The organism is [Clostridium] ammoniilyticum, from assembly GCF_025566905.1.
In the GTDB taxonomy this organism is placed as follows: domain Bacteria; phylum Bacillota_I; class Bacilli_A; order Erysipelotrichales; family Coprobacillaceae; genus Faecalibacillus; species Faecalibacillus intestinalis.
On record NZ_JAOQJR010000002.1, the window covers coordinates 77,175 to 89,281 of the forward strand.

The 12,107-nt window shown below is 26.8% G+C and carries 11 protein-coding genes; 5 read left to right on the forward strand and 6 right to left on the reverse strand.

The window, feature by feature from the left end; genetic code table 11:
* Positions 1-43: 43 nt before the first annotated feature.
* A complete protein-coding gene (gene acpP, locus OCV55_RS02570) occupies positions 44-271 on the reverse strand; it encodes an acyl carrier protein (RefSeq protein ID WP_022000698.1) in 228 nt (75 codons plus the stop codon).
* A gap of 162 nt (positions 272-433) precedes the next feature.
* Positions 434-1,432, reverse strand: coding sequence for a GtrA family protein (locus OCV55_RS02575; RefSeq protein WP_227391682.1), 999 nt, complete (start codon positions 1,430-1,432; stop codon positions 434-436).
* A gap of 158 nt (positions 1,433-1,590) precedes the next feature.
* On the opposite strand from OCV55_RS02575, the gene OCV55_RS02580 reads away from it, so the two are divergent.
* Together OCV55_RS02580 and OCV55_RS02585 are read left to right on the forward strand one after the other, a co-directional pair.
* A complete protein-coding gene (locus OCV55_RS02580; protein WP_032091727.1) occupies positions 1,591-2,613 on the forward strand; it encodes a YeiH family protein in 1,023 nt (340 codons plus the stop codon).
* A 97-nt stretch (positions 2,614-2,710) separates the two neighbouring features.
* Positions 2,711-4,390 (forward strand): Na/Pi cotransporter family protein, encoded by a 1,680-nt coding sequence (locus OCV55_RS02585; protein WP_032091728.1) that lies wholly within the window; start codon positions 2,711-2,713, stop codon positions 4,388-4,390.
* A gap of 43 nt (positions 4,391-4,433) precedes the next feature.
* On the opposite strand, the gene OCV55_RS02590 is transcribed toward OCV55_RS02585, so the two are convergent.
* The 4 genes from OCV55_RS02590 to OCV55_RS02605 all read right to left on the reverse strand — a co-directional run bounded on the left by OCV55_RS02590 (position 4,434) and on the right by OCV55_RS02605 (position 8,259).
* Entirely contained in the window at positions 4,434-5,342 is a 909-nt protein-coding gene (locus tag OCV55_RS02590) for an Rpn family recombination-promoting nuclease/putative transposase (protein ID WP_147579712.1), read from the reverse strand.
* A gap of 226 nt (positions 5,343-5,568) precedes the next feature.
* The gene (locus tag OCV55_RS02595) at positions 5,569-6,903 is read right to left on the reverse strand and encodes a sensor histidine kinase (RefSeq protein ID WP_267309774.1); all 1,335 of its coding nucleotides are present in this window, start codon (positions 6,901-6,903) and stop codon (positions 5,569-5,571) included.
* Positions 6,896-7,594 carry a response regulator transcription factor gene (locus OCV55_RS02600; protein ID WP_147579714.1) on the reverse strand — a complete coding sequence of 233 codons (699 nt, stop codon included), beginning with the start codon at positions 7,592-7,594 and terminating at the stop codon, positions 6,896-6,898. Before OCV55_RS02600 ends, OCV55_RS02595 begins: the two co-directional genes overlap by 8 nt.
* On the reverse strand, positions 7,591-8,259 hold the full coding sequence (locus OCV55_RS02605; RefSeq protein ID WP_147579715.1) for a PIG-L family deacetylase: 669 nt from the start codon (positions 8,257-8,259) through the stop codon (positions 7,591-7,593). Before OCV55_RS02605 ends, OCV55_RS02600 begins: the two co-directional genes overlap by 4 nt.
* A 171-nt stretch (positions 8,260-8,430) precedes the next feature.
* On the opposite strand from OCV55_RS02605, the gene OCV55_RS02610 reads away from it, so the two are divergent.
* From OCV55_RS02610 to OCV55_RS02620, 3 genes are read left to right on the forward strand one after another with little or no spacing between them, the layout of a single operon-like run.
* Positions 8,431-10,806 (forward strand): YfhO family protein, encoded by a 2,376-nt coding sequence (locus OCV55_RS02610; RefSeq protein ID WP_267309775.1) that lies wholly within the window; start codon positions 8,431-8,433, stop codon positions 10,804-10,806.
* Positions 10,796-11,191, forward strand: a complete 396-nt coding sequence (locus tag OCV55_RS02615; RefSeq protein WP_147579717.1) for a GtrA family protein — start codon at positions 10,796-10,798, stop codon at positions 11,189-11,191. The genes OCV55_RS02610 and OCV55_RS02615 overlap by 11 nt, the downstream gene beginning before the upstream one ends.
* Complete coding sequence (locus OCV55_RS02620; protein WP_032091735.1) at positions 11,184-12,107, forward strand: glycosyltransferase family 2 protein; 924 nt, start codon at positions 11,184-11,186, stop codon at positions 12,105-12,107. Before OCV55_RS02615 ends, OCV55_RS02620 begins: the two co-directional genes overlap by 8 nt.

Consider the following 12,107-nt stretch of genomic DNA (forward strand, 5'->3'; position numbering starts at 1 on the left):
AGCTTATTATAAAATATATAGTCGCCTCAGCGACACCTCTTTACTATTTGTTTGCTTCAATATAATCTACGATATCTTTAACAGTTTTCATGTTAGAAGCAACTTCATCTGGAATTTCTACTTCAAATTCTTCTTCAATTTGCATAATTAATTCAACAGCATCTAAAGAATCAGCTTCTAAATCATCTTTTAAATTTGCTTCCATTGTAACTTGACTTTCATCACAACTTAATGAATCAACAATGATCTCTTTTACTTTTTCAAAATCCATTTTACTTTCCTCCTTGAATACGGTTTGTATTATACACGAAGAACATAAAAAGTAAATACTTTGAAGTTCAAATTTATTTATTTTTTTAATTTTCTTTGATTTTATCAACATTTTTTATTTAAAATATTTTTTTAAATAGGATAAATAATTGATTTTATCCTCTTATTCTTTATGAAATACCCACTTTGTTTGTGCACTATAACTAAGTAAAAATAACAGTAAATCCCCTACTGGTTTCGCAAGTTTTTCTGACATGATATTAAAAATCGATGCCACATAAACAAATAAAGTAGATAAAATTGTAATAATAACTGTTAGAATCAAAAAACGAATAGCTGTCTGTCTATTGTTTGTTTTTCCTTTAAAAACATATTTTTTATTAACTACATAATTAACAATTGTAGAAATAACTCTAGCGATAAGACTTGCTAGAGCAATACGCCAAAAATCACTTGTCATCCATATTTTTAAAACATCTAATAAAATCCACGCTAATAAAACATCTATTATAGAACTAATAATAGAGGAAGATACAAAGCGAATAAGATGTAAGAAGATAACATAAATAATTTGAGAAGTTTTATTTTTTGGATGAAAAGCTTCTTGTGATAATTTTTTGACCTTGATTTCTTCTATATCATGTTGATTTTGTACTTGATCTATTAAAGCTTGTACTTCATAACAGTTTTCATCAACTTCTAGCATTTCATCTAAATAAGATATTGAAAAGCCAAACAATTCACTGTCGACATTGATAAATTTTTGATTATAAATAAGTGAAAATAATTGAGATAAAATCTTTTTCCCTTGATGATGCACAAAATAGAATTTAGATGCATCCTCATTAATTGATTGACTCATTTGATCAACTAATTTTAAATCATATTCATTTTCTAAAATAAGAATTCCTTTTTTATCCTTTAAGTGTTCTTTAACATACTGATATCCTTTTTTTAAAGCATAGCCTTTTCCTTTAAAATGTGGATAATTAATGATTTTACAATCATAGACCATCCTTTCAAAAACAGCATGATAATTTTCATCAGAGCCATCATTAATTACAACAACATCATAATTTTTTTCTTTTAACTTTTTAACATAGTTTATAATCCTCTCCCTAGGATTATAAACTGGTATTAAAATAACCATTTTACTAAACATATTCATCCCTCATCATATTTATGATACATGAATGTGTTTTAAAGTACAAACTTATGAGAAAAAATTATTCTTAATTTTTCTTAATAATTAATTTATGAGTTTCTAGTTATTTACTATTTTTTATGCTAAACTACTTTTGTTTAAAAGGGAGAGAGTTTATGAATTTTAAAAAGAATTATAAAGGAATGTTATTATGTTTGATTATTGCCATTCCTTGTTGGTTTTTAGGAAAGAAGTTTCCTATTGTAGGTGGTCCTGTCTTTGGAATTATTCTTGGAATGATCATTACTTTATTTATTAAAGATAAAAACGAATTACAATCAGGCATCACTTTTACATCAAAAAAAATCTTACAGTATGCGGTTATCTTGTTAGGATTTGGAATGAATTTATCGGTCGTGTTACAAACAGGAAAACAATCTTTACCAATCATTCTAGCTACTATTTCTACATCTTTAATTGTCGCTTACCTGTTACATAAAATCATGCATATTCCAAGTAAGATTTCTACTCTAATTGGTGTTGGTTCTTCTATTTGTGGTGGTTCAGCCATTGCGGCTACAGCACCTGTTATTGAAGCCAGTGATGAAGAAGTAGCTCAAAGTATTTCTGTTATCTTTTTATTTAATATGATTGCTGCTTTATTATTTCCTACACTTGGAACACTGTTAGGTTTTTCTACAAAAAGCGGTGAAGCTTTTGGAATCTTTGCTGGTACTGCTATTAATGATACATCTTCTGTAACAGCAGCAGCTTCTACGTGGGATTCAATGTACCATCTACAAAGTGCTACTTTAGATAAAGCCGTAACTGTTAAACTTACAAGAACACTTGCAATCATTCCGATTACTTTGGTTTTATCTTTTTTTAAGTTAAGAAAGAATAAAGATGGTCAAAAAATTAATTTAAAGAAAGTTTTTCCATTTTTTATCATTTATTTTGTGTTAGCTTCTATTATTACAACAGTTGCTATTAAAATGGGAGTCTCTGCTGATTTCTTTACACCCTTTAAAGAATTAAGTAAATTCTTTATTGTTCTAGCAATGGTGGCTATTGGTTTAAATACAAATGTTATTAAATTGATTAAAAATGGTGGTAAACCAATTATTTTAGGTTTTATTTGTTGGATATGTATTGCTTGTATGAGTTTATTCATGCAACATCTTCTTGAAATATGGTAAAAAGCTCTTAGGAGCTTTTTTGTTAAGTTAATGTTAAGTTTATTTACTTCACATTAAGAAAGTGTTAATCTACTTACGGATTGTGAGGAATATATATATGGAACTATCGAATATTTTTTCAATGTTAGGTGGTTTAGCGCTTTTCCTTTATGGAATGAATATGATGTCTAATGGATTAGAGCTTGCTGCCGGAAATAAAATGAAATCTATTTTAGAAAAATTAACTTCTAATCGTATTTTAGGAGTTTTAGTTGGAGCTTTAGTTACAGCTGTTATTCAATCTTCTTCAGCGACAACTGTCATGGTCGTTGGATTTGTTAACTCTGGATTGATGTCTTTAACAAGTGCTGTTTGGGTAATTATGGGAGCCAATATTGGAACAACAATTACAGGTCAATTGATTGCTATCAATATTACTGCACTTGCTCCATTATTTGCTTTTATTGGAGTTGCCATGATTGTTTTCTTTAAAAGCAAGAAATTAGATGCTATTGGTACGGTTATTGGTGGTTTAGGTATTTTATTTATTGGAATGGAAACAATGTCAAAGGCTATGGTGCCACTTAGAACAATGCCTGAATTTGTAGGATTGATTTCTAAGTTCCAAAATCCACTTATTGGTATTATCGTAGGGGCTTTATTTACTGCACTTATTCAAAGTTCATCAGCATCTGTCGGTATTTTACAAGCTTTAGCTAAAAGTGGTGTTATGACTTTATCATCATCTATTTATGTATTATTTGGTCAAAATATTGGAACTTGTATTACTTCTGTTCTTGCTTCTATTGGAACAAGTAAGAATGCTAAAAGAACAACAATTATTCATTTATCTTTCAATATTATCGGAACTGTTATTTTTGTAACGATTAGTTTATTATTCCCATTTGCTCATTTAATTGAAAGTATTACACCAAATAACGTAGCTGCTCAAATAGCTAATGTACATACAATATTTAATATCACAACAACTTTATTATTACTTCCAATTGGGACTAAATTGGTTGATCTAGCAACTAAGATTTTACCTGAAGATAAAGAAGAAAGCGAACATATGTCTCTTAAATATTTAGATTTCAGTATTTTTGAAAATGATTTTCATATTGGAACAAGTGCTATCGCTAATACTCAATTATTTAATGAAACTCAACATATGTTAAATGTAGCGAATCATAATGTTAAAAGAGCATTTGAACTTTTAAATCATTTTGATCAAGAAAAATACGAACGTCTTCTAAAAGATGAAAACTATATTAATTATTTAAATCAACAAATTATTGATTTTACAACTGCAGCTATTTCAAACGAGTTCCCTACAGAAGGTTCTCAAACAATTATATTATTTTTAAAACTATCTTCTGATTTAGAAAGAATTGGTGATCATGCAATCAATATTGCTAACAGAGCTCAAAGATTAGCAGAAGATGATACCCATTTTTCTCAAGATGCTTTAAAAGAAATAAGTATTATGGAAAGTTTATGTAATAATATTTTAGATGAATTAATTATTTTAGATTATGATGAATTTAAAAATATTGTCGATAAAGTAGATATCATGGAAGATAATATTGATAAAACACAACATCAATTCGCAGTTAATCAACTTATTCGTTTAAAAGAAAAGAAATGTTCAACTGAAAACAGTATTATTTACACAAAAATCTTAACTGATTTTGAAAGAATTGGTGATCATGGTTTAAATATTGCTGAAAGCTTATATCATATTCGTAAAATCATGAAACAAATGAAAATGATTAAACCAGAAATAGAAGAAGCATAAAAAAATAGGTTATAGCGATTTGATTCGTTATAACCTATTTTCATTAATGAATAATTTTTAAAACATCTTCTTCACTATTGATGTTAAAGATATTTAATGTAAGAACATTTAATTTTTCTAGCGATGTTGTTGTGAGTCTTTCTTCTAAAGGACTTGATATAGTTCCTAGTTTTACTTTAAGTTGTTCTTTTAATGTTTTTTCAATTCCTATAGCCTCTCCTTTTTCAATTCCTTGATTTTCAAATCTTTGAAATAATTGATCCATTGCCTTGCACATATTGATTTCATCTCCTTCTGGTAAATCTTCTTCTTTAATGTCCGTATGTATCAAGATGGATGCCATCTTATAATTTTCTACACTAATCATACGGTTTGTCCTTAACTTTTCATAGTCTCCTTCAAGCATGCTTTGACTGATCTCTACCACTTCTTTTAATCGTTTACTTTTAAGGATTTGAGGATCCATTTTTTTTAGTTCTAAGACTGGTAGTTTCCAGTCATTGATATACTCTTCCATCTCAGGTGGTACTTTCAAGCTTTCTTTTAAAGATTTTGGATAGGTCCATTCCTTATCTCTCGTATAAAAGACAAATGTTCCTACAGGATATACTTCTTTTCCTCTTTCTACCTGATTGATATAAAGCTGGGCATCATAGTTGAGTATACGAATAATCATATTCTTATCCAAAGTACTTTGATGCTCTACACCAATGATCATATACTCTCCATTGATACTTGCTTTTCTGACGATATCTCGATATCTTTTCGTTTCCATTGGTAATGCTTCTTTACCTATCAATGTTGAAACATCATTTTCCTGTGAGATCAGATTTTCTGGTTTGATGACCTGTCTTCCATGAAAATAGAGAGCATTGCATAGATCTGCAAAACATTCCCCGTCTCTTAATAACTGTTTACAGGTTGTATCACTTGCATTTCTTATTTGACTCATTTTTTTACCTCCTTACATGAGTGTTTTATAGTTAGTAATCATCGCTTTTTCATATCTTTTTTAATATTGATGTAAGGAGCTTCCTGATTTAATTGTATCATATGCTTAAAGATAATTCGTCTCATATTTGTTTCACATTTGTCTCATTTCTATTATCATTTTATCTTCTTTTTTCCTTCTTTCAATGGATAAATAGTCCAAAAAAAAGATGCCTTCGCTAAAGCATCTAATTGTATGGAAGAGTAATAATTAAAACAAATGTTTCTGGTAAATCTTGGATAAACAATTGTCCGTGATGTGTTTCTATAATTTTTTGAACACTTTTTAAACCAATTTTATTACTTTCAATTTTTTGTAAATCTCTTTTCTTTTCATTTTCAAAAACAATTTTTATTTTACCTTGTTTAATACTAATTTCTAAATAAATAGGTTTATCTTTTTTAGCATATTTCAATATATTTGAACAAATATTATTGATCATTCTTTTCATCATTGATAAATCTAATTGTAAATCAACTGAGCATATATCAATTTCTTTTTCAATCCTAAATCCTTCTAATTCTAAATATTCAAGATTTTCTTGAAGATAATATATAAATTGTTCACTTTGAATCGTTTCTAATTGAGGCAATAAATCTTGTTCAAAAACAAGTGCATATTCAAATGTTTTATTTGATAAATCTTTAATTTGTTCTGTTTTTTCAATACATCCTTTTAAATAATGATCCATTTGTTTTTCATCTTTATAACAATGTAAGCTTAAAATATCCAAATAACCTCTTAGCGTAGTAAGCGGTGTTCTTAAATCATGTGATAAAGAAGTAATTAATTCTTGATGAGCTTCTTTAATTTTTGATTCATTTTGATAATTTGAATCTAAGGTTGTTCTTAAAATATCAACTTCACGTGCCAATATAGATAATTCGTCATGACTCTTGATTGTCATTGGATGATTTAAATCTCCTTGTGACATATTTAATACTTCTTCTTTTAAAATATTAATATATTTCACTTTTTTTCTAATAAAAATAAATGTAGGTAAAAAGAAAACTAATAAACTAACAAATAAAGCACAATAAAAATAATACTTTATATATTTTAATAAATGCATAGAACTAACATAAACAATTCCCTCACCATCTTTAAATGTTATTGTTTCTCTAAAAAAATTATTAAATGCGTATTGTTCGAAATCACTTTTTAAAATATACAAAGGTGTAAATCCTACCGGCTCATCAAGAATTTTTCCAAGACTACCATCAATGTATAATTCTTTTTCATTACAAAGAAGAATATTCGTATAATCATCATGCTTCTTTAAAAGCTTTTTCAATTCCTTTTTATCATTTTTATCTTTTGAATAAATAGAAATATTTTTTGCTTCTTCTTTAAAACCTTTTATAAACGTCTTTTCATTAAAAGGTTTTTCAACGGTTTCAATGAAAGTATAGAAATCTGTTACATTGTTTCTAAAAAAGGCATAACATAAGATGGCTAAAATAGCCGAAGAAAGAAGTAATAAAACGATTTTCATTGATAAACTCAAATTTCTTTTAGTCAATATAATACCCCTTTCCCCATACTGTTTTAATAATACGTGGATTTTGTGGATCATCTTCTATCTTCTTTCTTAAATTTCGAATATGTACCATAATCGTATTATTCGCCCCATAATAATAATTTTCATGCCAAATAGCTTCAAATAGTTGACTTGCAGAAATAACTTGTTTTCTATTTAGTAACAAATAATCTAAAATTTCATATTCTAAATCTGTCAAAGAAAGTTTTTTTCCATTCAACTTAACTTCTTTATGTTCTTGATTGACTTCTAAGTTTTCAATAATCGATATTTTTCTTATTGAAGAAATCTCTTTTTCCTTTCCTTGATAAACATGATATCTCCTTAATAAAGCTTTTACTCTTGCATTGAGTTCATTATAAGAAAAAGGTTTGGTTAAATAATCATCCCCACCACTCGAAAAACCTAATGTTTTATCACTTTCTTGACCTTTAGCCGTTAAAAATAAAATAGGAGCATTAGTTTTTTCTCTCATTAATAAACACGCTTGATAGCCATTCATTTCAGGCATCATGACATCTAAAATAATAAGATCTATCTCATCATCTAATAACTCTAGCGCTTCTTTTCCATCTTTGGCTTCAATGATTTGATACCCTTCATTTGTAAGTAAAACATGAACAACTTCTCTAATGTCTTCATGATCATCAACGATCATTATTTTTTCTTTCATAAACTTCTCCAATCCTTTGCCTTGACCCAGTTTTCGTGGTTCATCATATGATCTAGATGTTCCATTACTTTTTTTTGTGATGCATATTTTTGTATTAACTGCATTTTCTTATCATAATTTTTTTGCTTTATCTTCTTTAATGCATGAGGAACATGCTTCTTTTTATAATATTTTCCAAAATAATATAAATTTTGATTTGTTGCTTCTATACTAACTATTTGTGATGTTAACCGATGATGAATATGTCCATATTCTCCTAATGGATTATGAGTTACAACCATCGCCCATGCTTTCTTATTTAAAATATAGGTAATATCTTTTTTTATTTTTTGTTTAACATGTAACCACTTGTCTCTTTGACCATTTGTTTTATCTGGATAGTCAAACATTAATCCTTGATTATGTGTCTCTTTCATAATCTTCATAAATTCTTTTTTTCTTTTTGCATTATTTCCATTTGTTAAACAAACAACTAAATAATGTCCCTTCAATAAATGACTTCCACCCCAAATTGTTTCATCATCTGGATGTGCAACGATCATTAATTTCTGACATTGTTTTAAATCTATTTGATTAATTTCTTTTTGATGTAAACATTTAGAATCATCTATTAAAAAACATCCTAAAACAACCATTATACAAATAACGATAATACTTTTCTTCATTTCTATCACCTATTATACCTTATCACTTATTTCTTAATAATAATTCATAAGAATTCTTAAGACTTTCTAAAGCCTCCTTTTACGTAGACTTTATTTGTTTATGATTTCTTTAGAATTGATTAAGGGAATTATTAAGAATGACTTGCTAGAATGAATAGCGAGGTAAAAAAGATGAAGAAAAAAGATTATTTATATATGTTGGTTTTAACTATTATACCATTATTTATGGTCTTCATAGTAAAAAGTCAACATCTCTTATTTGGAAATTCAATTGATTGGTTTAACCAGCATGTCACTCTTGCTGATGCTTTAAGACATGCAATTAGAAGTGAAGGAACAATTTTTCCTACTTATCTTTCAAATTTAATGTCAGGTGTTAATATTTATCATTTTTCTTATTATGGTACTTTAAGGTTTGATGTTTTATTAGGTGCTTTATTGATTCATGTAAAGATGGTCAATATTATCATTTTCTATCAAGTATTTTTAATGATTTTAACACTGATTACTTGTTATTTATTTTTAAGAAATCATCTTAAAAATCGTTATCTATGTTTTTTGATGAGTTTATTCACTTTACTTTCAGCTTTATTTTTTCAATTTCATAAACAAATCATGTTTGTAAATTATATGCCTTTTTTATTTTTAATGTTACGTAGTATTGATCGTTATTTTATAAGTCAAAATATAACAAGTATTGTTATCTGGGGAAGTTGTATTGTATTACATAGTTATTTTTATTGTGTTGGGTGTTTTATTGTTTGTTTTATTTATTTTATGCTTCATTGTTATCGTTATAAAAACTATAAAAAACATTTTTTACATTTAATTGCTGCTTATCTTCTTATTGTTTTATTGACAGCTATTTATACAATTCCAACATTATTTGTAATTGCTGGTGGAAATAAAAGTGTGAATGCAACCAACTATCTTAGTTTATTGATTCCGACTTTTTCACTAAAGGGACTTCTTTATAATAACTATGGCTGTGGTCTCACTTATATGTTCTGGGTTTTAATTGTCTTTGGATTATTTAAAGAAAAGACACGTACTCTATCAATTATTTTAATGATTTCTATGTTATGCCCTATCGTCAGTTTGATTATGAATGGGTTTTTATATGCTAGAAGTAAAATACTGATTGTTTTTTTACCTTTGGTTATTTTACAAGCAGGTCTTGTATTAGAAAATAATCATTTTAAGATCAATAAGTATATGCTATTTCTCTTTGTTTTTCCATTATTTTTTATACAAAGATCTGAACTTGTTTTTCTTGATTTAATTATTAGTTTGATCATTCTTTATTTTTCAAAAACAAATAAAAAAAGATGTTTTATTTATCTTTTAGTCCCACTATTCGTTGTTTATTACAATAATCCTACAACCAGTTTTCTACCAAATAAACAATATAAAAAATACGCAAATCAAGAAGTAGAAACATTGATTCAAAGAAATTTTATAAATACTTTAGTTAATATGAATGAAATTCATCAAAATATGAATCAAACTTATCAAAATCAAGTAACCCGTCTTTCAGGTTATACATCAACAAATCATCATCTTTATAATTCATTTTTATTTGATACTTTAAAGATTCCTATTTCTTTAAATAATCGTGTTGGACAAATAGATCAAAATAATCTTTTCTATTTAAAGATATTATCCGTTGATTCAATTATCTCAAAAAAGAAAATCGATGGTTATCAAGAAATTGATGCTATTAAAGATTTAAAACTTTATCAAAGTCAAGATATTATGCCTATTGCTTATGCAACAAATAAACTCTATAGCCAAAATCAGTTTCATCAACTGCAATATCCTTATACCTTGGATATTCTTTATAAGAATGCCATTGTAAAAAATGGAAATAGTACAGATCAAAGTCAATTTATCAAAGAAGACATGGGTTTAAAGAGTTCATATCAAATTCAACAAAAGAAAAATAAAAAAATCACTCTTACTCTTCAAAGAAAGACTAAAAATCAAATCATTGTTATTGAAGGCGATATTAAAAATTACAAACCACATCAAAGTGTCTCTATTACAATCAATGGGATTAAAAATAAATTATCTAGAAGTAATTCACCTTATTATAATCAACATACACATTTTACTTATTTATTATCTGGTGAAAATATTAAAACTTTATCTATTTCTTTATCTAAAGGACATTATGATCTTAAAAATATTAAAACTTATTCTTTAAATAAAGAAGTTATTGAAAATAGAAATAAAGAAGTAGATTCTTTAAATATTCAAAAAGGAAAAGATGTTTTAAAAGGATCAATTAATGTTAAAAATGATGGTTATTTTATAACTCGTATTCCTTATGATCGTGGTTATACAATTTATATCGATGGTAAAGTTGTAAAGAGTGAAATTGTAAATGAAGCGTTTTTAGGATGTCCTATTAATCAAGGAAAACATAAAATTCAAATAAAATTTACCCCTACTGGATATCGTTTAGGTTTTATTCTATCTTACTTTGGATTTATGGTGATTTTTATAAATTATATTATTGAAAGGAGACGAAAAAATGAAGGATGATACAAAAGAAATAGTGAGTTATGTTTTTGTAGGTGGGATGACAACTCTCGTAAATTATGTTGTTTATTTCATTTTGTTAAAAATACATAGTCATTGGTTAATCGCTAATAGTATGTCTTGGATTTTTGCAGTTTTGTTTGCTTATTATACAAATAAAAGATATGTGTTTAAAAGTACAAATAATATAAAAAAAGAATTTATATCTTTTATCTTATTAAGATTTATGACGTTATTGATTGAAAATATATGTCTTTATCTTTTAATTGATTTATTAAATCTTCAACCAATGATCTCTAAAGTATGCGTCAGTTTTATTACGATTCTATCAAATTATATTTTATGTAAATTTAAAATTTTTAAAGAAGAAGGTGTTTGTCATGGATAAAATAAGCGTTATTGTTCCTTGTTTTAATGAAGAAGATGTTTTACCACTCTTTTATAAAGAAGTGACTCATGTTTTAGAAAGTATTGAAAATATTGATTATGAAATACTTTTTATCAATGATGGTAGTCATGATCATAGTGAAGATATTTTAAAATTACTAGCTCATAAAAATCCTCATTGTTTCTATTATTCTTTTTCTCGTAATTTTGGAAAAGAAGCCGCTATGTATGCAGGACTTGAAAATGCTAGTGGAGATTATGTTGTTATTATGGATGCAGATTTACAACATCCTCCTTATTTATTAAAAGAAATGTATAACTCATTAAAATATGAAGAATATGATTGTTGTGCCGGTAAACGTATTGATCGTACTGGTGAAGGAAAATTAAGAAACTTTTTATCTCATAGTTTTTATAAAGTGATTCAAAAACTTACAAAAATGGATATGGATGATGGTGCTGGTGATTTTAGAATGATGACTCGACAAATGGTCAATGCTATTTTAGAACTTAAAGAATATAATCGTTACATGAAAGGATTATTTTCTTTTGTAGGATTTAATACAAAATGGCTTGAATTTCATAATGTTGAACGTCCTGTTGGTAAAAGTAAATGGAATTTTGCTAGTTTATTTTCCTATGCATTTAAAGGCATTTTCTCATTTTCATCAACACCTATTACGATTGCAGGAGTCATTGGTGGTATTTTAATAGGTATTTCTTGTATTGTTTCTTTATACTCTGTTTTTGTTCATCCTGTTTCCTATCTTACAAGTTTAGTTTTATTTTTAAGTGGTTTGCAACTTATCTTTGTTTCTATCTTAGGTCAATATTGTTCATCATGTTACTTTGAAACGAAACAAAGACCTATTTACATTATTAAAAATACAAATAATATTCATAAAAAAATGGGATAA

Excerpts from the sequence above, each read along its gene's own strand:
- OCV55_RS02590 (WP_147579712.1), bottom strand. The coding sequence starts at position 5,342 with ATGAGTCAAATAAGAAATGCAAGTGATACAACCTGTAAACAGTTATTA.
- OCV55_RS02600 (WP_147579714.1), bottom strand. The coding sequence starts at position 7,594 with ATGAAAGAAAAAATAATGATCGTTGATGATCATGAAGACATTAGAGAA.
- OCV55_RS02585 (WP_032091728.1), top strand. The coding sequence starts at position 2,711 with ATGGAACTATCGAATATTTTTTCAATGTTAGGTGGTTTAGCGCTTTTC.
- OCV55_RS02610 (WP_267309775.1), top strand. The coding sequence starts at position 8,431 with ATGAAGAAAAAAGATTATTTATATATGTTGGTTTTAACTATTATACCA.
- OCV55_RS02575 (WP_227391682.1), bottom strand. The coding sequence starts at position 1,432 with ATGTTTAGTAAAATGGTTATTTTAATACCAGTTTATAATCCTAGGGAG.
- acpP (WP_022000698.1), bottom strand. The coding sequence starts at position 271 with ATGGATTTTGAAAAAGTAAAAGAGATCATTGTTGATTCATTAAGTTGT.
- OCV55_RS02620 (WP_032091735.1), top strand. The coding sequence starts at position 11,184 with ATGGATAAAATAAGCGTTATTGTTCCTTGTTTTAATGAAGAAGATGTT.
- OCV55_RS02615 (WP_147579717.1), top strand. The coding sequence starts at position 10,796 with ATGAAGGATGATACAAAAGAAATAGTGAGTTATGTTTTTGTAGGTGGG.
- OCV55_RS02580 (WP_032091727.1), top strand. The coding sequence starts at position 1,591 with ATGAATTTTAAAAAGAATTATAAAGGAATGTTATTATGTTTGATTATT.
- OCV55_RS02605 (WP_147579715.1), bottom strand. The coding sequence starts at position 8,259 with ATGAAGAAAAGTATTATCGTTATTTGTATAATGGTTGTTTTAGGATGT.